Origin of the sequence: Rhizobacter sp. Root1238 (assembly GCF_001425825.1) — a bacterium.
GTDB lineage: Bacteria > Pseudomonadota > Gammaproteobacteria > Burkholderiales > Burkholderiaceae_C > Rhizobacter.
The window spans coordinates 120251-141645 of record NZ_LMDM01000012.1 but is presented as its reverse complement, the minus strand read 5'-3'; the positions used below and the strand labels follow the sequence as shown (position 1 = coordinate 141645).

Sequence of the window (21395 nt, the reverse complement as noted above, 5' to 3'; positions counted from 1 at the left end):
AGATACGCTAGTAGAACTAACACCAATGGTGACCTTTGATGATTTTTTTGCCGCCGGCTCGCGCCCGCCTGCCCTACCCGTACCGCCCTGAACTGGAGCTGTTAGCAAGCCTGACGCCACCCCTGGCCGGGGCGCTCGACTGGGCGGCGGTGCAGGCCGCGGCGCGGCCCTGGGTGCAGGCGGTGCGCGACAAGCCGGCGCCGTTCTGGGCGATGGAATCGCTGCTGCGGGAGTACCCGATCTCCAGCGCCGAGGGCCTCGCGCTGATGCGGCTGGCCGAGGCGCTGCTGCGCGTGCCCGATGCCGAGACCGCGATCGCGCTGACGGCCGACCAGCTCGGCAAGGCCGAGTTCGACGCGTCGTCGGGCGGGCCGCACCAGATGCTGGCCAGCCTGTCGGCCAGCGCGATCTCGCTGTCGAAGAAGTTCCTGCCGGAAGCCGACGCCGACGCCGGGCTGTTCAAGCGCCTCGGTGCGCAGACGGTGGTCGCCGCGACGGTGCGCGCGATCCAGCTGCTCGGCCGGCAGTTCGTGCTCGGCCGCCACATCGCCGAGGCGATGGGCGAGGCGGCCTCCGCGCGCAAGCAGCAGGCCGGCTTGCGCTTCAGCTACGACATGCTCGGCGAAGGCGCCCGCACCGAGGCCGATGCGCGGCGGTACCTGGCGTCGTATGCGAATGCGATCGAGGCGATCGGCGGCGGCCGCGTTGCCGCAGCCCCCGAATCGGCCGACGGCATCTCGATCAAGCTCAGCGCGCTGTTCTCGCGCTACGAAGACGCACAGCGCGAGCGCGTCGGCGCCGAGCTGCTGCCGCGCGTGTGGCAGCTGATCGAGCCGGCCGCGCGCGCCAACCTCAACCTGACGATCGATGCCGAAGAGAGTGATCGGCTCGAGCTGTCGCTCGACGTGCTGGACGCGCTGGCCGGGCGCATCGCGCAGCAGTTTCCGCAGTGGCGCGGCTTCGGCCTCGCGGTGCAGGCCTACCAGACGCGCGCCTTGCAGGTGGTCGACGAGGTCGCCGCCATCGCCCGCCGCCACGGCCTGAAGTTCATGGTGCGACTGGTCAAGGGCGCCTACTGGGACGGCGAGATCAAGCGCGCCCAGGAACAGGGCCTGGCCGGCTACCCGGTCTTCACGCACAAGCACCACACCGACATCTCGTACCTGGCCTGTGCGCGCGCGCTGATCGGCCATGCCGACGTGATCTACCCGCAGTTCGCGACGCACAACGCCGGCACCATCGCGGCGATCGTGCAGATGGCGCGGGCCGCTGGCGCGCCGTTCGAGATGCAGCGGCTGCACGGCATGGGCGAAGGGGTGTACCGCGAAGTCATGCGCGACGCGGACCTCCCGGTGCGCGTCTACGCGCCGGTCGGCGAGCACCGCGACCTGCTGGCCTACCTGGTGCGCCGGCTGCTGGAGAACGGCGCCAATTCGTCGTTCGTGCACCAGCTGTCGGACGACGAGGTGCCGGTCGAGCAGTTGCTCGCGTCGCCGCTGACGCCGGCCGCGGCGCCGGGCCAGCCGCTGCCGCGGGCGCTGTACGGCCCCGTGGCGCGCGTCAACTCGCGTGGCGTCGACCTGGCCTGCCTCCAAGAACGCATGCCGCTGGATGCGGCACTCGCGGCGACGGTCGTCGAGCCGGTGCGCGAATCGACGGTGGCCGACGTCGGCGATGCGATGGCGCGGCTGCAGTCCGGTTTCGAGCCCTGGAACGCGACACCGCTGGCCGAGCGCGCCGCGGTGCTGCGCCGCGCCGGCGATGCGCTCGAAGCCCGCCTGCCCGAGTTCTGCGGCCTGCTGGTCAAAGAGGCGCACAAGACGCTGGGCGACTGCGTGGCCGAGGTGCGCGAGGCGGTCGACTTCTGCCGCTACTACGCCGACCAGGCCGAAGCCCGCCTGGCCACGCAGACCCTGCCCGGCCCGACCGGCGAGAGCAACGCGCTGCAGCTGCATGGCCGCGGCGTGTTCGCCTGCATCAGCCCGTGGAACTTCCCGCTCGCGATCTTCGCCGGCCAGGTGGTGGCCGCGCTGGTGGCCGGCAACGCGGTGGCGGCCAAGCCGGCCGAACAGACGCCGGCCGTCGCCCAGCGCATGGTCGCGCTGCTGCACGAGGCCGGCGTGCCGCGCGACGCGCTCGCGATGCTGCATGGCCCCGGCGAGACCGTGGGCGCCGCGCTGGTCGCCGACGCGCGCACCGCCGGCGTGTGCTTCACCGGCTCGACCGCGGTCGCGAAGATCATCAACCGGACGCTCGCCGCGAAGGACGGCCCGATCGTGCCGCTGATCGCCGAGACCGGCGGCATCAACGCGATGGTGGTCGACAGCACCGCGCTGCCGGAGCAGGTGGTCGATGCAGTGGTGCAGAGCGCGTTCCGCTCGGCCGGCCAGCGCTGCTCGGCGCTGCGGCTGCTGTGCGTGCACGAAGGCGTGGCCGATGGCGTGATCGAGATGGTGCGTGGCGCGCTGTCCGAGTTGCGCGTCGACGACCCGGCGCTGCTCGCGACCGACGTCGGCCCGGTGATCGACGACGAGGCCTTCGCCGGCATCCGCGGCCACGTCGAGCGGCTGCGCGCCGGCGCGACGCTGATCGGCGAGGCCCCGGTGACCTCGACCTTCCCGCGGCTGGTCGCGCCGGTCGCGTTCGAGCTGCCGCGTATCGCCGACCTGCGCCAGGAGATCTTCGGCCCGGTGCTGCACGTGGTGCGCTGGCGCGGCGACGTGGCCGACGTGATCGCGCAGGTGAACGCGCTCGGCTACGGGCTGACGCTGGGCATCCAGACGCGCATCGACAGCCGCGCGCTGCGCCTGGCGCAGGCGGCGCGCATCGGCAACGTCTACGTCAACCGCAACATGATCGGCGCGGTGGTCGGCGTGCAGCCCTTCGGTGGCGAGGGGCTGAGCGGCACCGGCCCGAAGGCCGGCGGCCCGCACTACCTGTACCGCTTCTGCGCCGAGCAGACGCTGACGATCAACACCGCGGCCGCCGGCGGCAATGCGGCGCTGCTGGCCGGGGGCGCCTGATCTGAACAAATGACCCGGTCAAGGCGACCGGCAGCCCGTCGAAAAACCTGACACAGCGCCCGCGCCGGGCGGCTGGCTCCGGTGTTCGTCGAGGTGTTGCCATGAAGTCGATCAAGTCCGTCCTGCTGCTGTTTCTCGCGGTGTTCGTGGTCGCGATGCTGGTGCTGCATGCCAGCGCCCGCTGGAGCAGCCAGCGGATGCAGGCGCAGGCGCGGCAGGTGTTCGTCGCGAAGGACGTGACCGCCGACGTGCTGCCGCCGCCGCTGTACCTGATCGAGGCGCGGCTGGTGTTGTCGCAGGCGCTCGAAGGCACGCTGGCGCCGGCCGCGGCGATCCAAGGGTTCGATGCGCTGGCCGAGGCCTACCGGGCCCGCGCAGACTACTGGCGCACCCATCCGCCGTACGGCCTCGAGCGCGAGTTGCTCGGCGAGCAGCACGAGGCGGCACAGCGCTTCTTCGAGGCCGCCCGGGCCCAGGTGCTGCAACCGCTGCACGACGGGCACGCCGATGCGGCGCGCGCGGCGCTGCCGGCAGTGCAGGCGCACTACGAAGCGCACCGGCGCGGTGTCGACCGCACCGTCGAGCGCTCGAACGCGTTCGCCGACGAGAAGATTTCCGGCTTCGACGACATCGTCGCGCTGAACGACCGCAACGCGCTCGCGGTGCTGGCCGGCGCCCTGCTGGCCAGCGTGCTGCTGTTCGCACGGGTCTGGTGGCGGCTGCAGCGCGACGTGGCGCGGCCGCTGCAGCAGGCCAGCGGCGTCGCCGCGCGCATCGCCACCGGCGACCTGTGCAGCGACATCCAGGTCAGCGGGCGCGACGAAGCGGCCCAGGTGCTGCGGGCGCTGGTCGACATGCAAGCCGGCCTGCGGCGCGTGGTCGGCGAGGTGCGCGACGGCGCCGACGGCATCGCCACCGCGAGCGCGCAGATCGCACAGGGCAACATGGACTTGTCGGACCGCACCGAGCAACAGGCGGCCAGCCTGCAGCAGACCGCGGCGGCGCTGCACCAGATCGACCACAGCGTGCGCGGCAATGCCGAGCATGCGCGGCTGGTCGACAGCGCGGCGGCCGAGGCCTCGCAGGTGGCCGACCACGGCGGCACGGTCGTCACGCGGGTCGTCGCGACGATGAACGAGATCGGCGAGGCGGCCGCGCGCATCGGCACGATCGTCGGCGTGATCGACGGCATCGCGCTGCAGACCAACATCCTCGCGCTGAACGCAGCGGTTGAGGCGGCCCGTTCGGGCGAGCACGGCCGCGGCTTCTCGGTGGTGGCGGGCGAGGTGCGCTCGCTGTCGCAGCGCTGTGCCGAAGCGGCGCGGCAGATCCGCGGCCTGGTCGCCGAGAGCACGCAGCGGATCGAGGAAGGGCACCGGCTGGCCGATGAGGCCGGCTCGACGATGCAGCGCGTCGTCAGCCAGTTCGCGCAGGTGTCGTCGCTGATCAGCCAGATCAGCGGGGCCTCGCGCCAGCAGACGCAGGGCGTCGGCCAGGTCAACCACGCGGTGCAGCAGCTCGACGGCGTGACGCAGCAGAACGCCGCGCTGGTCGAGGAATCGGCCGCCGCGGCGGGCAGCCTCAGCGCGCAGGCGCAGCGGCTGGCCGGCGCGGTGTCGGTGTTCCGGCTCGCCGGCGGCACGGCCTGAGCGGGCCGCGCCGGTTCGCCGGATGAAGTCTTACTGCTTGACGGCTTCGATCTGGATCAGCAGGCGGATGTTGTCCGGCAGGCCGTACTGCAGGCCGTAGCTGACGCCCCACTGGCTGCGCTGGATCGTCGTCTCGAAGTCGCCGCCGCACACTTCGCGCTTCAGCATCGGGTTCTCGTAGCAGTTGAAGTTCGCGGCGGTCAGCGTGACCGGCTGGGTCTTGCCGTTCATCGTCAGCGTGCCGGCGACGGTGGTCACCTTGCCGGCGCCGTCGAAGCTGAACTTGTCGCCGACGAACTTGGCGGTCGGGGCTTCGGCAGCGTTGAAGAAGTCCTTGCCCTTCAGGTGGGTGTCGAGCGCCGGCACGCCGGTGCTGACCGAGGTCATGTCGAAGGTCACTTCGGCACGGCCGGTCTTGGCCGCCTTGTCGAACGCGACGGTGCCTTCCTTCTTGTCGAAGCGGCCGCGCAGCGTGCTGGTGTTGAAGTGCTTCGCCTCGAAGGTCACGAAGGTGTGGGTCGGGTCGACCGCGTAGGTGGCAGCTTCGGCCTGGGCGAGGCCGGCAGCGGCGAGGGCGGCGGCGGCAACGAGGGTCTTCATCATCATGGGAACGTTCCTGGTGAGGTGGGTGGGGTACAGCAAGGGAATCCGGAAGGTCCGGAAGATCAGAGCGCGCCGACGCCGGTCAGCGCGAGCTTGAACTTGACGGTGACGTCGTTGGCCACCATCGAGGTGTCTTTCCAGTCGCCATCGCCGATCTTGAAATCGAGGCGCTTGATGACGAAGCTGCCGGTCGCGGTCGTGTTGCCGCCGGCCTGCGCCAGCACCACCGGCACGACCACGTCGTGGCTCGCGCCCTTGATCGCCAGCTTGCCGGCGACGTCGAACTTGCCGGGGCCGGTGGCTTTCACGCTGGTCGACTGGAACGTGGCCTGCGGGAACGACTTGGTGTTGAACCAGTCCGGCTTCGCGACTTCGGCCTCGGTCTCGGCGGTGCCGAGCGAGACGCTCGCCAGGTCGATCGTGAAGCCGATCTTCGCGGCCTCGGGCTTCTTCGGGTCGAACGCGACCTGCGCGTCGAACTTGCGGAACTTGCCGTCGACCGGCACGCCCATCTGCTTGCTGGTGAAGGCGATCTCGCTTTGCGCCGGCACCACCTTCTGCTGCGCGCAGGCAGGGAAGGCGAACGCGGCGGCAAGGGCGAAGCTGGCGACGGTGAGGTAGGTTTTCATTCGAAGGTCTCCCGGAAAGAATCGGACACAGGGGTCAGCGCGAGGAACGTGACGAACGCGGCCACATGCGGGCCAGCAGCCCGTCGCGGTCGATGAACTGGTGCTTCAGCGCGGCCGCCACATGCAGCGTCACCAGAGCGGCCAGGCCATAGGCGAGCAGCGCGTGGGCCTGCTTGGCGGTCTCGGCCAGCGCCTTGTCGGCCGGCACGAAATCCGGCAGCGGCAGCAGCCCGAACACGACGATCGGGAAGCCGGCCGCCGAGCTGTACGCCCAGCCGACCAGCGGCACCGCGAAGAACAGCACGTACAGCAGCGTGTGCGTCCAGTGCGACGCGCGCTGCTGCCAGGCGGGCGACGGCAGGTCGGCCGGCGGGCGGTGCGTCAGGCGCCACAACAGGCGCAGCGCCGACAGCGCGAGGATCGTCACGCCGGCCCACTTGTGCCAGTTGAAGAGCTTCAGGCGCTGCGGCGAGAACGGCAGGTCGCTCATGTACAGCCCGACGCAGAACGTGCCGACGATGGCCAGGCCCAGCAGCCAGTGGAAGCTGATGGCAACGGCGTCGTAGCGTGAAGGCGGAGCGCGCATGAAGGACCTTGAAACAGTTTGAAGCACTTGGGCCGCTCGAATCGGCCCGTGGGGAGGCACTTTAAGAGCGGGGCGAGGTGACGAAGTTCACCACGCTTGTCGCAACCATTCAAAAAAATGAAGCGAGATGCCTCGCGCAAACCCTGTGCGGACTTTCCCGCGAACCGGCCGCGCCGGCATTCCGGCCTGCAAAGACCCCTCTTAGACTGCGCCGGCTGTTCGATGGGTCGATCCAGGTTCAACCTGTTGAACAGCACCGCCTCTCCCTCCACCGCGCCGCGTCGCTGTTCAACGCATGCTGCAAGAAACCCACCGCCCCCGCTCCTCCGCGACCAAGCCGGCCCTGGTGCCGGCCGTCACGCGGGCGGCCGCGCTGCTGGACCTGCTGGCGCAGCAGCGCGAGGCGATGAGCCTGGCGCGGCTGTCGGCCAGCCTCGGCCTGCCGAAGAGCAGCGTGCACGGCCTGTGCAACACGCTGAGCGCGCTCGGCTACCTGCGCCGCGAGGACGACGGCTGCTTCTTCATCGGTCCGCGCGTGATGGGCCTGGCGCATGCGTTCGTCGCCCACACCAGCCCGGCGCAGGAGTTCACGGCGCTGTGGGCCGAGGCCGGCGCGGCGCCGCCCGAGACGGTGATCCTGTCGGTGCTGGACGGTGCCGACGTGGTCTACGTCGCCGCGCGCAATGGCGTGCGGCCGCTCGGCCTGGCGTTCACCGTTGGCATGCGGCTGCCGGCGCACCGCGCGGCCACCGGCAAGGCGATGCTGGCGTGGCTGGACGAAGCCCGGCTGTTCAGCCACTTTCCGCAAAGCCGGCTGCCGGCCTTCATGAACCGCGCGCCGATCCAGCGCAGCGACCTGGTCGACGAACTGGCCGAGATCCGCCGGCGCGGCTACAGCATCGACGACGAGAGCGTGCGCGAAGGCGTGTACTGCTTCGGCGCGCCGGTGTTCGATGCGTCCGGCCAGGCGGTGGCCGGCGTCGGCGTCTGCCTGCAGAAGGCGATGCTCGATCCGCAGGTCGCGGCGCAGCAGAGCGAGACCGTGATGCGCGTCGCGCGCGAGCTGACGCAGCGGCTGGGTGGCAGCACGCTCGCGCCGGCCGCCTGAGCCGCACCGAAGAGGAGTTCCAGGTTCCATGAGCACAGCCAGCCCCACCGACACCATCCTCGAAACCCGCGCGCTGACGAAGGAGTTCAAGGGCTTCGTCGCGGTGAACCAGGTCGACCTGAAGGTCCGTCGCGGTCACATCCACGCGCTGATCGGCCCGAATGGCGCCGGCAAGACGACCTGCTTCAACCTGCTGACCAAGTTCCTGACGCCGACGCGCGGCCAGATCCTGTTCAACGGCAACGACATCACGCGCGAGAAGCCGGCGCAGATCGCGCGCCGCGGCGTGATCCGCTCGTTCCAGATCTCGGCGGTGTTCCCGCACCTGAGCGTGCTCGAGAACGTGCGCGTCGCGCTGCAGCGCCAACTCGGCACCTCGTTCCATTTCTGGAAGTCCGAGCGCACGCTGCACGGCCTGAACGACCGCGCCCGCGCGCTGCTGGCCGAGGTCGACCTGGCCGGGTACGCCGACACGCCGACCGTCGAGCTGAGCTACGGCCGCAAGCGCGCGCTCGAGATCGCGACCACGCTCGCGATGGAGCCCGAGCTGATGCTGCTCGACGAGCCGACGCAGGGCATGGGGCTGGAAGACGTCGACCGCATCCGCCAGCTGATCAAGAAGGTGTCGGCGAACCGCACCATCCTGATGGTCGAGCACAACATGAGCGTGGTCTCGAGCATCGCCGACACCATCACCGTGCTCCAGCGCGGCGCCACGCTGGCCGAAGGGCCGTACAGCGAGGTCTCGAAGAACCCTGCGGTGGTCGAGGCCTACATGGGCACCGCCAACGTCGAACTCGCCGGAGCGCACTGAGATGGCCGAACGCTTCCTCGAAGTCCGCGGGCTGCAGGCCTGGTACGGCGAATCGCACGTGCTGCACGGCGTGGACTTCCACGTCGACGAGGGCGAGGTCGTCACGCTGCTCGGGCGCAACGGCGCCGGGCGCACCAGCACGCTGCGCGCGATCATGGGCCTGACTGGCAGCCGCCAGGGCTCGATCCGCATTCGCGGGCAGGAGGCCATCGCGCTGCCGACGCACCGCATCGCGCGGCTCGGCATCGGCTACTGCCCGGAAGAGCGCGGCATCTTCTCGAGCCTGTCGGCCGAGGAGAACCTGCTGCTGCCGCCGAAGCTCGCCGACGGCGGCATGGCGGTCGACGCGATCTACGCGATGTTCCCGAACCTGCAGGAGCGCGCCGGCAGCCAGGGCACGCGGCTGTCGGGCGGCGAGCAGCAGATGCTGGCCGTCGCGCGCATCCTGCGCACCGGCGCGAAGCTGCTGCTGCTCGACGAGATCTCCGAGGGCCTGGCTCCGGTCATCGTGCAGAAGCTCGCCGAGATGGTGGTGCTGCTGCGCCGCCAGGGCTACACGATCGTGATGGTGGAGCAGAACTTCCGCTTCGCCGCGCCGCTGGCCGACCGCTTCCTCGTGATGGAGCACGGCCAGATCATTCAAGAGTTCACCCAGGCCGAGTTGCCTGACCGCCTGGCCCAGCTCCACGAGTACCTGGGCGTCTGACTTCAAGCATCCACCACAAGGAGACCTCAATGAAACTGAGACACATCGCCGCCGCCTGCTCGCTCGTCGCCACCGCCGCCGCCGTGCCCGTGCACGCGCAGGTCTCGGGCGACGTGATCCGCATCGGCTTCATCACCGACATGTCCGGCCTGTACTCCGACATCGACGGCCCGGCCGGCGTCGAGGCGATCAAGATGGCGATCGCCGACGCCGGCGGCATGGTCAACGGCAAGAAGGTCGAGCTGGTCGTGGCCGACCACCAGAACAAGGCCGACGTGGCCGCCGCGAAGGCGCGCGAATGGTTCGACACGCAGGGCGTCGACATGCTGATCGGCGGCACCAACTCCGGCACCAGCCTGGCGATGGCCAAGGTGGCGCTCGAGAAGAAGAAGCCGTTCATCGCGGTCGGTGCCGGCAGCTCGGCACTGACCAACGAGCAGTGCAGCCCGTACACCATCCACTGGGCCTACGACACGATGGCGCTGGCCAAGGGCACCGGCGGCGCGGTGGTGCGTGCCGGCGGCAAGAGCTGGTACTTCCTGTCGGCCGACTATGCGTTCGGCCAGGCGCTGCAGAACGACACCACCAACGTCGTGAAGGCCGCGGGCGGCTCGGTGGTCGGCCAGGTCAAGCATCCGCTGTCGGCCAGCGATTTCTCGTCCTTCCTGCTGCAGGCGCAATCGAGCAAGGCGCAGATCCTGGGCTTGGCGAACGCCGGCGGCGACACCATCAACGCGATCAAGGCGGCCAACGAGTTCGGCGTCACGAAGACGATGAAGCTGGCCGGGCTGCTGGTGTTCATCAACGACATCCACTCGCTGGGCCTGAAGACGACGCAGGGCATGTACCTGACCGACAGCTGGTACTGGAACAAGGATGCCGAGACGCGCGCCTGGAGCCGCAAGTTCTTCGAGAAGGTCAAGCGCATGCCGTCGTCGCTGCAGGCGGCCGACTACTCGGTGACGGCCAACTACCTGGCGGCCGTCAAGGCGACCGGCACCGACGATGGCGACAAGGTGCTCGCGCAGCTGCACAAGGCCAAGGTCAACGACATGTTCGCGAAGAACGGCACGGTGCGCGAGGACGGCCGCATGGTGCACGACATGTACCTGATGCAGGTCAAGACGCCCGACAAGTCGACCGAGCCGTGGGACTACTACAACGTGGTCGAGACGATCAAGGGCGACGCGGCGTTCACGACCAAGGCCGAGAGCAAGTGCGCCAGCTGGAAGTGATGTGACCCCCGTTCGGCCGCTCACCCCCGTTCGCCCTGAGCAGGGACTGAGCTTGTCGAAGGCCCGTGTCGAAGGGTTGGCGCCCAGGCACGAAGGCTTCGACAGGCTCAGCCCGACCCTTCGACAGGCTCAGGATGATCGGGCCCTTCGACGGGCTCAGGGCGAACGGAATTCTTGAGACGCACCCCATGACAGAAATCTTCGGCATCCCCTTGCAGGCCTTCGCCGGCCAGCTGCTGCTCGGCCTCGTCAACGGCTCGTTCTACGCGATGCTGAGCCTGGGCCTGGCGGTGATCTTCGGCCTGCTGGGCATCGTCAACTTCGCCCATGGCGCGCTCTACATGGTCGGCGCCTACGTGGCCTGGTTCTCGATGGAGAAATGGGGCCTCGGCTACTGGGGCGCGCTGGTGCTCGCGCCGGTGATCGTCGGCGCGCTCGGCGTCGTCATCGAGCGCACGCTGCTGAAGCACCTGTACAAGCTCGACCCGCTGTACGGCCTGCTGCTGACCTTCGGCCTCGCGCTGATCGCCGAAGGCCTGTTCCGCGACCAGTTCGGCGTCTCCGGCCAGCAGGTCAACGTGCCCGACGCGCTGCAGGGCGCGACGAACCTCGGCTTCATGGTGCTGCCGAACTACCGCGCCTGGGTCGTGGTGGCGTCGCTCACGGTGTGCCTGGGCACCTGGTTCCTGATCGAGAAGACGCGGCTCGGCGCCACGCTGCGCGCCGGCACCGAGAACCCGGCGCTGGTGCAGGCCTTCGGCATCAACGTGCCGCGCATGGTGATGTTCACCTACGCCGGCGGCGCGGCACTGGCGGCGCTGGCCGGCGTGCTGGCGGCGCCGGTGATCCAGGTCACGCCGCTGATGGGCAGCAACCTGATCATCGTGGTGTTCGCGGTGGTGGTGATCGGCGGCATGGGGTCCATCCTCGGCTCGATCCTCACCGGGCTGATGCTCGGCCTGGTCGAGGGCCTGACCAAGGTGTTCTACCCCGAGGCCTCGAACATCGTGGTGTTCGTGATCATGGCGATCGTGCTGGTGATCCGCCCGGCCGGCCTGTTCGGCAAGGAGAAGTGAGCGTGGTGTCCACCCCGACCAAGAACGACGCCTTCCAGCGCAAATCCGTCATCGCCTGGGGCGTGCTGCTGGCGCTGCTGGTGATCGCGCCCTTCATCGGCATCTACCCGGTGTTCATGATGAAGGCGCTGTGCTTCGCGATCTTCGCGTGCGCCTTCAACCTGCTGCTCGGCTTCACCGGGCTGCTGTCGTTCGGGCATGCGGCCTTCATGGGCGCGGCGGCCTACATCACCGGCTGGCTGGTGCGCAGCGCCGGCTGGACGCCGGAGCTCGGCATCGTCGCCGGCACGCTGGTGGCCGCGGCGCTCGGGCTGGTGGTCGGGCTGATCGCGATCCGCCGCCAGGGCATCTACTTCGCGATGATCACGCTCGCGATGGCGCAGATGGTCTATTTCGTCTGCCTGCAGGCGCCGTTCACCGGCGGCGAGGACGGGCTGCAGGGCGTGCCGCGCGGCAAGCTGTTCGGCCTGATCCCGATGGCCAACGACCTCGCGATGTACTTCTTCGTGCTCGCGGTGTTCGTCGCGGTGTTCGTGCTGATCCTGCGCATCGTGCATTCGCCGTACGGCCAGGTGCTGAAGGCGATCCGCGAGAACGAGCCGCGCGCGATCTCGCTCGGCTACGACGTCGACCGCTACAAGCTGCTGGCCTTCGTGCTGTCGACCGGCATCGCCGGGCTGGCCGGGGCGATGAAGACCTTCGTGCTCGGCTTCGCGACGCTGTCGGACGTGCACTGGTCGCTGTCGGGCGAGGTGATCCTGATGACGCTGCTCGGTGGCATGGGCACGTTTGCCGGGCCGGTGCTGGGCGCGTTCACGATCATCGGGTTGCAGGACTACCTGGCCGACCGCGTCGGCTCGTGGGTCACCGTGATCATCGGCGTGATCTTCGTGGTGTGCGTGATCGCGTTCCGGCGTGGGTTCGTCGGCGAGTTGATCGCCTGGCAGAAGCGCAAGAGCGGCTGACCCGTTCCGTTCGGGCTGAGCTTGTCGAAGCTCCGGTTCGATGCGAGCAGGCCCTTCGACAGGCTCAGGTCCTTCGACAAGCTCAGGATGATCGGGCCCTTCGACAGGCTCAGGGCGAACGGGTTCTTCAGCGGCGCAAGGGCAGCAGGCTCTGCTTCAGTTGCCGCAGCACGAAGCTCGATTTGCTGTGCCGGATTCCCGGGATCTTGTAGAGCCGTTCGCGCAGCAGCCGCTCGTAGTCGCGCGTGTCGCTGACGGCGATGCGCACGTAGTAGTCGTAGTCGCCCGACACCAGGAAGGCCTCCAGCACCTCGGGGATCGCCTCCAGCGCGCGGCCGAACTCGAACAGCGCCTCGTCGGAGTGGCTGTCCAGCGTGACCTGCACGATCACCGTGTCGGGCAACCCGACCTCCGCCGGGTTCACGCGCACCGAATAGCCCTCGATCACGCCGGCCTGCTCCAGCCGCTTGATGCGGCTCCAGCACGGCGAACTGGTCAGCCCGACCTGCGCGCCGAGCTCGCCCATGCTGATGCGGGCGTCGCGCTGCAGCGCTTCGAGGATGGCGATGTCGAACTTGTCGAGCTGCATGCTGTGACCTTGTGAAGGCGCAGGAGAATTTGCCGCCGGCATCGTAACCCGCCGAAGTTTCAGCAGCCTTTGCTGCGCCTCGCACGAGAAACTTCCGGGCATGAACGCACCCCTCGCCGTCCGATGCCTGCAGCCCGCCGCCCCTACCGAGCGAGCGCCCGACGGCGCCGACCTGCTGATCGCGACGCTGCTCGCGCACGGCGTCGACACCGTGTTCGGCTACCCCGGCGGCGCGGTGCTGCCGCTGTACGACGCGTTGCACCGCGAGCCGCGGCTGCGCCACATCCTCGTGCGGCACGAGCAGGCGGCGGTGCATGCGGCGCAGGGGTATGCGCGCAGCACCGGCCGCATCGGCGTGGTGTTCGTGACCTCGGGGCCCGGCATGAGCAACACCACCACCGGCCTGCTCGACGCGCTGTGCGATTCGGTGCCGGTGCTGTGCATCAGCGGCCAGGTCGCGACGACGGCGATCGGCACCGACGCGTTCCAGGAGTGCGACGCGCTCGGCATCTCGCGGCCGGTGACGAAGTGGAACGCGCAGGCGCGCAGCGCCGCGCAGCTGGGGCCGCTGCTGCGCAAGGCGCTGGCGGTGGCCGCCGGCGGCCGGCCGGGGCCGGTGCTGCTGGACGTGCCGAAGGATGTGCAGCTCGCGCCGCAGGTGCCGATCACCGACGGCGCGACGGGCGCCTTCACGCTGCCGCGACCGGCCAGGCCGAACGCGTCGCTGCGCCGCGCCGTCGACGCATTGCGCGAGGCCCGCCGGCCGGTGTTCTATGGCGGTGGCGGCCTGATCAACGCCGGCCCCGCCGCCTGCGCGGCGTTCGCCGAGCTGGTGCATCGCTGCCACACGCCGTGCACGCTGACGCTGATGGGCCTGGGCGCCTTCCCGGCATCCAGCCCGCAGTTCCTCGGCATGCTGGGGATGCACGGCACGCTGGAGGCCAACCTCGCGATGCACGAGGCCGACCTGGTGGTGTGCGTCGGCGCGCGCTTCGACGACCGCGTCACCGGGCGGCTCGACGGCTTCTGCCCCGGGGCGCGCTTCATCCACGTCGACATCGACGCGACCTCGATCAACAAGGTCGTGAAGACCCAGGTGCCGCTGGTCGGCGACTGCGGCTGGCTGCTGCAGTCGCTGCTGGAGATGCTCGGCCCGCAGCCCCTCGACCCGCGCCGGCTCGACGCGTGGTGGGCACGCATCGACGGCTGGCGCGCGCAGCGTTCGCTGGCCTTCGACGACACGCCCGGGCAGATCGCGCCGCAGGCGCTGCTGGTGCGGCTGCAGTCGGCGCTCGAGGGCCGCGACGCGATCGTCTCGACCGATGTCGGCCAGCACCAGATGTGGGCTGCGCAGCACCTGCGCTTCGACGCGCCGCGGCGCTGGCTCACGTCGGGCGGGGCCGGCACGATGGGCTACGGGCTGCCGGCGGCGATCGGCGCGCAGGTCGCGCACCCCGGCCGGCTGGTGGTCTGCGTCAGCGGCGACGCGTCGATCCTGATGAACATCCAGGAGATGGCGACGGCCGTGCAGGCCGGTGCGCCGGTCAAGGTGGTGCTGCTGAACAACGGTCACATGGGCATGGTGCGGCAGTGGCAGCAGCTGGTGCACGGCGAGCGCTACAGCCACAGTGCGCTCGACGTGCAGCCGGATTTCGTCGCGCTCGCGAAGGCCTTCGGCTGGGGTGCGCGCCGCGTCGATCAGCGCAGCGAGCTCGACGATGCGCTGGCCGAATGCCTCGCGAGCGATGGGGCGTTCTTCCTCGACGTGGTGGTGGCACCCGAAGAGAACTGCTGGCCGATGATCCCGGCCGGTCGCGCGCACCACGAGGTGCTGCTCGGCCCGCAGGCTCAGGCGGCGTGGATCGGAATGCTGCCCGCCGGCAGCGCGCGGGCGCGCAGCTGACCGCAGCCGCCTTCCACCTCCTGCCCCGCCGACTGCCGCAGCGTGGTCAACACACCGCGACCGTGCAGCGTGCGCGCGATCGCCTCGGCGCGCTCCGCGCTCGGCCGGCGGAAGTCGAGCCCTTCGTTGGTGTTGTACGGGATCATGTTCATGATCGCGTACTTGCCGCGCAGCAGCCGCACGATGCCGTCGATCTCGTCGTCGCCGTCGTTGATGCCGTCGAGCAGCGTCCACTGGTACTGGATCGGGTAGCCGGTCGAGCGTGCGTAGCGCTCTCCGAGCTCGACCAGTTCGTCGGGCGCGATGCGCGGCGCGCGCGGCAGCAATTGCTCGCGCAGCGCCGCCTTGGTGGTGTGCAGCGACAGCGCCAGCGCCGGCTTCACCGGGCTTTCGGGCAGGCGCTCGAACACGCGCGGGTCGCCGACCGTCGAGAACACCAGGCTCTTGTGGCCGATGCCACCGGCGGTGCCGAGCAGCTCGATCGCTTCCATCACGTTGTCGAGGTTGTGGGCCGGCTCGCCCATGCCCATGAACACCACCTTCTTCACCGGCCGGCGCGCGCGGGCCAGCGCCACCTGCGCGACGATCTCGGCGCTGCCGACCTGGCGCAGCAGCCCGTCGCGGCCGGTCATGCAGAACACGCAGCCGACCGCGCAGCCGACCTGGGTCGACACGCACAGGCCGTCGCGCGGCAGCAGCACGCTCTCGACGGTCTGGCCGTCCGGCAGCTCGACCAGCAGGCGGGCCGAGCCGTCATCGGCCGGGTGCTCGGAGCGCAGGCGCGCCAGGCCGTCGAGCTGCTGCATCAGCGCCGGCAGGGCCTCGCGCAGCGCGAGCGGCAGGAAATCCTCCGGGCGGCGCTTGCCGGCGTCCTGCGGCAGCGCGCGCGACCACTGGCGCAGCACGCGTTCCTCGTGAACGGGCTTGGCGCCGTGCTCGCGAAGCTGCTGGCGGAGGGTGGCGATGCGCATGGGGGTCGGCGGAGGGCGCCACAGTCTAACGGCCCGCGTTGCGCGACACTCCTGCCTTCGCCCCCAACCGCCCAGACGTACGCCATGACGTTGCCCGCCACGCCCACGCCCCGCTTCGACATCTTCTACAAGTACGACGCCCTGACCCGGCTGCTGTTCGACTACGCCGACGCCCACCCCGACCTGGTGCAGGTGCGCTCGATCGGCAAGAGCCACGAGGGCCGCGACATCTGGCTCGCGACCGTCACCAACACCGCGACCGGCCCCGACACCGACAAGCCGGCGTTCTGGGCCGATGGCAACATCCACGCCGCCGAACTCACCGCCAGCACGACCTGCCTGTACTACCTGCACCACCTGGTGACGCAGTACGGCCGCGATGACGAGACCGGCCGCCAGGTCACGCAGCTGCTCGACACCCGCGCGATCTACCTGTGCCCGCGCATCAACCCCGATGGCGCCGAGCTGGCGCTGGCCGACCGGCCGCGCCACATCCGCTCGTCGACGCGCAGCTACCCATTCGACGAGGAGCCGGTCGAGGGCTTGACGCTGGAAGACGTCGACGGCGACGGCCGCATGCTGACGATGCGCATCCCCGATCCGCACGGCACCTACAAGAAGTGCCCGCAGGACGAGCGGCTGATGGTGCCGCGCGAGCCCGGCGAGTTCGGCGGCGAGTACTACCGGCTGATGCCCGAGGGCCTGCTGAAGAACTACGACGGGCTGACCGTCAACGTGAACCGCGACCAGGAGGGGCTGGACCTGAACCGCAACTTCCCGTCGGCCTGGCGCCAGGAGTTCGAGCAGGTCGGCGCCGGCCCGTACCCCGCGAGCGAGCCCGAGGTGCGGGCGATGGTCGAGTTCATCCTGAAGCACCCGAACATCGGCGCGGCGATCAGCTACCACACGCACAGCGGCGTGATCCTGCGGCCGATGGGCACGCAGAGCGACGACGACATGATCCCGGAGGACCTGTGGTCGTACAAGCGCTTCAGCGCGCTCGGCGAGAAGCTGACCGGCTATCCGGCGATCAGCATCTGGCACGACTTCAAGTACCACCCGAAGGAGGTCATCACCGGCACGCAGGACTGGGTGTACGAGCACCTCGGGGCGCTGTTCTGGGTGGTGGAGCTGTGGTCGCCGAACAAGGAGGCCGGCATCACCGGCTACAAGTGGATCGACTGGTTCCGCGACCACCCGGTGGAAGACGACCTGAAGCTGCTGAAGTGGAGCGACGAGCAGTGCGGCGGCCAGGCCCACGTCGCGTGGACGCCCTTCCACCATCCGCAGCTCGGCGCGGTCGAGATCGGCGGCTGGGACAAGATGAATTTCTGGCGCAACCCGCCGCCCGAACTGCGCGAGCGCGAGGCGGCGCGCTTCCCGGCGTGGATGAACCAGATCGCGCTGAGCCTGCCCCGGCTCGAACTGCTGCGCACCGAGGTGCGCGCGCTCGGCCCCGACACCTGGCGCGTGCGCCTCGCGGTGTGCAACAGCGGCTACCTGCCCGCCTATGTGAGCAAGCGGGCGCTGGCGCGCAAGACGGTGCGCGGCACGATGTTCGAGATCCACCTGCCGGCGGGCGATGCGACGGTGTCGTTGGTCAGCGGCAAGGAGCGCATCGAAGGCCCGCAGCTCGAAGGCCACGGGCCGAAGAGCACGCTGCAGGCCTTCCTGCCGACGCGCGAGGTGACGGCCGATCGGGCGGTGGCGGAATGGGTGGTGCGCGCACCGAAGGGCACGCGGCTGGCACTGAGTGCCCGCGCCGACCGCGCGGGCGCCGTCAAGACCGAGGTCGTGCTCGACTAGGCCTGGCGTTCAGAAGTGGTACTCCGCCTTCAACGAAGGCGCCGACACCTTGGTGCCCGCCAGCGATGACGGGTTGCCGAACTTGTTCTTGATGTACTGGTAGCCGAAGCCCGCATAGAAGGTCTTCGGCGTGCCGGCAGCCGAGCCCACGTCCCACAGCAGGCCCATCTCGGTCCAGGTCTCGGCCGCGGTGTCGCCGCCGAAGCCGTCCTTGCCCTTCTCGCCGGTCCAGGTGCCCCAGCCCTTGAACACCGCCGGCAGCCCGGCGTTGAAATCGAAGCTCCACACCGTCGCGAGGCGCGGTGCCGCATCGAAGTTCACATGCGTGCCGGCGATCGAGTTGTTGTTGTTCTCCTTGTAGTACAGCAGCCCGAGCGTCAGCAGGCCCGGCACGTCGAACTCCACCTTCGGGCCGGCGATGTACTTCGTGAGCCCGGCGCCGAAGGCATCGTTCTTCGAGTTGAAGTCGAAGCCGAACTGGAAGCCGACGTCGCGGATCGGGCCGAACTTCATCGGCTTGCCGCTGACCTTGCCGAAGCTCACCGTGTTGCTGTAGGTGACGTAGACCTCGTGCGCACCGCGGTCGCTGTTGTTGGCGGCGTTGTTCTCGTCGGAGGCCAGCATGTCGACCGCGAAGAAGTTGACGCCGTACTTGTAGCCGCCGACGTACTGCAGCGTCGCCACCTTCTTCTTCACGTCCGCGTCGCTGCCGGGTTCCTTGAACTTGGTGCCGTAGGTGAAGCCGATGAAGGCATCGCTCCATTCGGCGGCCTGGGCGGCGGCGGCGCAGGCGGCCAGCGCGGCACAGGCCGCGAACTTCGACAGGGTGCGTGTACGCATGGGGAATCCTTCGGGATGGGTTGTGGTGATGCGGCGGAACAGGCCGGCACCGCCTCGACGCATGCCCCGGCTTGGCGCACGCGATCCCGATGGGTACCGGCTTGTATGCAAGTCAGCAAACCCCATGCCACCGATGGGGCCTCCCGGCCCCGGCTCGCGATCAGCCCAGTTCGTCGCTCGACGCGCTGCGCGGCAGGATCGGCGCCTCGCTCATCGCCTGGCGCCACACCCTCTTCGGCAGGAAGGTGCGCAGCTGTTCGACGGCCTTGTCGAGCAGCTGCGGGTGCAGCTCATGGCCGATGCCGGGCAGCACGTCGGCGGTGACGTCGCCGCCGAGCGCGACCAGCCGCTCGGCCGAATCGATCGCCGGGCCGCAGGGCAGCACGCGGTCGGCCATGCCGTGGAACAGGTGCACGGTGGTGTCCTCGGGCGCATGCCCGGGCGCGGTCGCGTGGCGGCCGCTGAAGGCCAGCACGCGCCCGGCCAGCGCCGGCTCGGCCTGCACCGCCTCGAGCGCCATGATCGCGCCCTGCGAGAAGCCGCACAGCGCGGTGCACGGCCACGACATGTTCAGCTGCTGCTGCACGCTGCGCACCGTGGCGATGAAGCGCGGCAGCGCCTCGGCGACGCGCTGCGGGCGGTTGTCTTCGGTGATGCCCTGGATCGAGAACCACTGCCAGCCGCTGCCGCCGCCCGGCACGCCGTCGAACGGATGCGGTGCATCGAGGCAGACCACGGCCGCCTGCGGGTACTCGGCGACCAGGCGCTGCGCCAGCGGTTCCATGTGGGACGCGTTGGCGCCGACGCCATGGAACAGCAGGAACAACAACTGGGGCGCGCCATCGGCGGGCAGGTGGGCAAGGGCGGTGGCAGGCATGGCAGGGTTCTCCGATCGACCCGACAGTGTGCCGCCGCCGCAGCGCCCGAACGCGCAAGCGCTTTGAACGCAGCGTTCAGGCTGCGACCATGCAATCTCTACCAGGTCAGCGAGCAACTGCCTGAAGGGCCATCCAGATGGAAGACAGCCTGTTTGATGATGTCCATCCCGATGATTCCTGCGAAGACCTCGGCCCCGAAGTGGCCGGGCTTGACGGTGGCAACCGGGACCAGGCTGTGAATCCAACTGCCGCCCTGGCTGTCCTGCAGCTTCAATGACAGGTCATACCGCCAACCTGCCGCTGAAATCTGGGTTCCGGATCCAACGATGACCGGATTGTTCTTCGGCAATCTCCAGTTGGCGACAAGGCCCTCGTCGATGACGCAGAACGTCGCGCCGGTGTCCACGAGAAACAGCTGCTTCGTGGAGGGAACGAGGTGAGGCGCGTTGTTGGCGAAGACTTGCTGAAAAACAAGACTGGGCTTGACCTCCACTTCGATCAGAGGCCGATCTTGAACGATTTGAAAGCTCAGGCGGCTCGACATGCCATGTGGATGTCGGCACGCTCGGGGATTGGCGCAATCTTTTGAAGGAGGTACTGCGCACCGTCGGAAGGGAAGCTCCGATAGCCGAAGCTCAACGCCGCTTCATACGTCTCGAAGACCTGGACGATCTCGCCCGAAGCGATGATGACGTACTGGTCTTTCGATTCGTCCAGCAATTTCGGGAGCCGGGTCCTGAAGACTTCCAGATTGAGTTGGAACTCTGCATCGTCTCTTTTCATGAAGCCTCCGAACAGGCGCGGGTGGTTCCGCCGTTTATCGGGGAAACCGCAAGGGAACGCAAGTTTTTCAGAACCGCACCCGCAGGCCCGCCGCGACGCTGGTGCCGCTGTCCACATTCGTCAGCCGGTCGCTCATCACCACCGCATACGCATCGGTCAGCTTCGACAGCGCATGGTCGTAGCCGAGCGTGACGGTGCGGTTCTTGACCTCGCCCGGGTTCAGATCGGCATTCGCCTGGCCGTACTGCGCGACCACCTTGCCGAGCGCGCCCACCGGGACCGCGAGCCCGAGTCCGTAGATGTTCGACCGGGTTTCGACCGTCGCCCGCGTCTTCACGCGCGTCGCCTGTGCATACAGCTTCGCGAGGCCGAAATCGTACGAACCGCCGAGCTGCAGCGTGTCCTGGCGGTCGAAGCCGACCGGCGCCGCGACCAGCCCGTTCTTGACCTGCTGGTACGCGATCGTCGCGCCCCAGGTCGGCGTCAGCAGCACCCAGTTGCCGCCGAGGTTGCGGCCGGTCGCGCCGGGCGCGCCTTCGCCCAGGTTGCCGATCAGGCCGACGTTGTAGCCCTCGGCGCTCGAGGTGTTGTAGAGCAGCGAGTTGTTCCAGGTGACGTCGCCCTGGAAGGCCAGTCCGGTGCTCGGCGCGAAGACCTGGCGGATGCTCGGCGAGAAACCGAACGAATCGCCGATCGCATTGAACGACAGCGTCGAGACGAACAGCGGCGTGGTGTTGCGGCCGAGCGTGCTGGTGCCGAAATCGCCCTGGAAGCCGACGTAGGCGTTGCGTCCCCAGAAGGGATCGGCCGCATTGCGCCCCACCGAGCCGGTGTCGGCCCGCAGGTAATGCTCCAGCGCGAACTTCACCTTCAGCGTGCCGCCGAGGTCTTCGGTGCCCTTGAAGCCGAGGAAGCTGGTGGTCAGCTTGCCGCTCTCGGCGCGCAGCGTGCGCTGGGCGCCAGCATCCTGGAAGCGGCCGGCCGACATGTCGACCAGCCCGTACAGCGTGACCGACGAGGCCGACGGCGTCGAGGAGGCCGATTGCGCCCAGGCGGCTGAAGACAGCGTGATGGCGGAGACCGCGGCAGCGGCCAGGCAGGACAGACGACGGTTCATGCAGCGGAACTCCGGCAGGCGGTGGAAAGGACGAAAAGGGCGTCAGGATAAACCCGGACGCGCGTGCGCCCGGTCACACCCCGTTTCGTTGACGCCACAACGGCGGCCCCGCGC

Annotated in this window: 20 protein-coding genes; 10 read left to right on the top strand and 10 right to left on the bottom strand. The window is 69.2% G+C overall.

Annotated elements, in window-relative coordinates; translation table 11 throughout:
- Positions 1–38 precede the first annotated feature (38 nt).
- Positions 39–3023, top strand: a complete 2985-nt coding sequence (locus ASC98_RS11540; RefSeq protein ID WP_056804265.1) for an L-glutamate gamma-semialdehyde dehydrogenase — start codon at positions 39–41, stop codon at positions 3021–3023.
- A gap of 101 nt (positions 3024–3124) precedes the next feature.
- A complete protein-coding gene (locus ASC98_RS11535; RefSeq protein ID WP_056804263.1) occupies positions 3125–4672 on the top strand; it encodes a methyl-accepting chemotaxis protein in 1548 nt (515 codons plus the stop codon).
- A gap of 30 nt (positions 4673–4702) precedes the next feature.
- On the opposite strand, the gene ASC98_RS11530 is transcribed toward ASC98_RS11535, so the two are convergent.
- The 3 genes from ASC98_RS11530 to ASC98_RS11520 form a co-directional block, all read right to left on the bottom strand.
- Entirely contained in the window at positions 4703–5275 is a 573-nt protein-coding gene (locus tag ASC98_RS11530) for a YceI family protein (protein ID WP_056804810.1), read from the bottom strand.
- Positions 5276–5337: 62 nt separating this feature from the next.
- Positions 5338–5904, bottom strand: a complete 567-nt coding sequence (locus tag ASC98_RS11525; RefSeq protein WP_056804259.1) for a YceI family protein — start codon at positions 5902–5904, stop codon at positions 5338–5340.
- Between the two features lie 34 nt (positions 5905–5938).
- Positions 5939–6490 (bottom strand): cytochrome b, encoded by a 552-nt coding sequence (locus tag ASC98_RS11520; protein ID WP_056804256.1) that lies wholly within the window; start codon positions 6488–6490, stop codon positions 5939–5941.
- A 295-nt stretch (positions 6491–6785) separates the two neighbouring features.
- Here ASC98_RS11520 and ASC98_RS11515 point away from each other — a divergent pair, with 295 nt between their 5' ends.
- From ASC98_RS11515 to ASC98_RS11490, 6 genes are all read left to right on the top strand, one after another.
- Positions 6786–7598 carry an IclR family transcriptional regulator gene (locus tag ASC98_RS11515; protein ID WP_056804253.1) on the top strand — a complete coding sequence of 271 codons (813 nt, stop codon included), beginning with the start codon at positions 6786–6788 and terminating at the stop codon, positions 7596–7598.
- Between the two features lie 28 nt (positions 7599–7626).
- A complete protein-coding gene (locus tag ASC98_RS11510; protein WP_056804250.1) occupies positions 7627–8412 on the top strand; it encodes an ABC transporter ATP-binding protein in 786 nt (261 codons plus the stop codon).
- A gap of 1 nt (position 8413) precedes the next feature.
- Positions 8414–9118 (top strand): ABC transporter ATP-binding protein, encoded by a 705-nt coding sequence (locus tag ASC98_RS11505; RefSeq protein ID WP_056804247.1) that lies wholly within the window; start codon positions 8414–8416, stop codon positions 9116–9118.
- Positions 9119–9147: 29 nt separating this feature from the next.
- A complete protein-coding gene (locus ASC98_RS11500) occupies positions 9148–10353 on the top strand; it encodes an ABC transporter substrate-binding protein (protein WP_056804244.1) in 1206 nt (401 codons plus the stop codon).
- Positions 10354–10541: 188 nt separating this feature from the next.
- On the top strand, positions 10542–11429 hold the full coding sequence (locus ASC98_RS11495; protein WP_056804241.1) for a branched-chain amino acid ABC transporter permease: 888 nt from the start codon (positions 10542–10544) through the stop codon (positions 11427–11429).
- 50 nt (positions 11430–11479) lie between these two features.
- Positions 11480–12394, top strand: a complete 915-nt coding sequence (locus tag ASC98_RS11490; protein ID WP_235581240.1) for a branched-chain amino acid ABC transporter permease — start codon at positions 11480–11482, stop codon at positions 12392–12394.
- Between the two features lie 127 nt (positions 12395–12521).
- Here ASC98_RS11490 and ASC98_RS11485 read toward each other — a convergent pair whose 3' ends face one another.
- The gene (locus ASC98_RS11485; protein ID WP_056804238.1) at positions 12522–12983 is read right to left on the bottom strand and encodes an Lrp/AsnC family transcriptional regulator; all 462 of its coding nucleotides are present in this window, start codon (positions 12981–12983) and stop codon (positions 12522–12524) included.
- A gap of 100 nt (positions 12984–13083) precedes the next feature.
- Here ASC98_RS11485 and ilvB point away from each other — a divergent pair, with 100 nt between their 5' ends.
- Positions 13084–14886, top strand: a complete 1803-nt coding sequence (gene ilvB / locus ASC98_RS11480) for a biosynthetic-type acetolactate synthase large subunit (protein WP_056804233.1) — start codon at positions 13084–13086, stop codon at positions 14884–14886.
- On the opposite strand, the gene ASC98_RS11475 is transcribed toward ilvB, so the two are convergent.
- Complete coding sequence (locus tag ASC98_RS11475; protein ID WP_056804231.1) at positions 14832–15857, bottom strand: RNA methyltransferase; 1026 nt, start codon at positions 15855–15857, stop codon at positions 14832–14834. The two genes, ilvB and ASC98_RS11475, sit on opposite strands and share 55 nt — an antisense overlap.
- Before the next feature lie 84 nt (positions 15858–15941).
- Between ASC98_RS11475 and ASC98_RS11470 the strand changes: the two genes are divergently transcribed.
- The gene (locus tag ASC98_RS11470; RefSeq protein WP_056804229.1) at positions 15942–17663 is read left to right on the top strand and encodes a M14 family metallopeptidase; all 1722 of its coding nucleotides are present in this window, start codon (positions 15942–15944) and stop codon (positions 17661–17663) included.
- Between the two features lie 9 nt (positions 17664–17672).
- Here ASC98_RS11470 and ASC98_RS11465 read toward each other — a convergent pair whose 3' ends face one another.
- The 5 genes from ASC98_RS11465 to ASC98_RS11445 form a co-directional block, all read right to left on the bottom strand.
- The gene (locus ASC98_RS11465; protein WP_056804226.1) at positions 17673–18503 is read right to left on the bottom strand and encodes a hypothetical protein; all 831 of its coding nucleotides are present in this window, start codon (positions 18501–18503) and stop codon (positions 17673–17675) included.
- A gap of 160 nt (positions 18504–18663) precedes the next feature.
- Positions 18664–19380, bottom strand: a complete 717-nt coding sequence (gene ypfH / locus ASC98_RS11460) for an esterase (RefSeq protein WP_056804224.1) — start codon at positions 19378–19380, stop codon at positions 18664–18666.
- A gap of 98 nt (positions 19381–19478) precedes the next feature.
- Positions 19479–19925 (bottom strand): hypothetical protein, encoded by a 447-nt coding sequence (locus ASC98_RS11455; protein WP_056804220.1) that lies wholly within the window; start codon positions 19923–19925, stop codon positions 19479–19481.
- Positions 19910–20164: a hypothetical protein gene (locus ASC98_RS11450; protein WP_056804217.1), complete on the bottom strand. Its 255-nt coding sequence runs from the start codon at positions 20162–20164 to the stop codon at positions 19910–19912. Before ASC98_RS11450 ends, ASC98_RS11455 begins: the two co-directional genes overlap by 16 nt.
- Positions 20165–20231: 67 nt before the next feature.
- Positions 20232–21281: a porin gene (locus ASC98_RS11445; protein ID WP_056804214.1), complete on the bottom strand. Its 1050-nt coding sequence runs from the start codon at positions 21279–21281 to the stop codon at positions 20232–20234.
- Positions 21282–21395 lie beyond the last annotated feature (114 nt).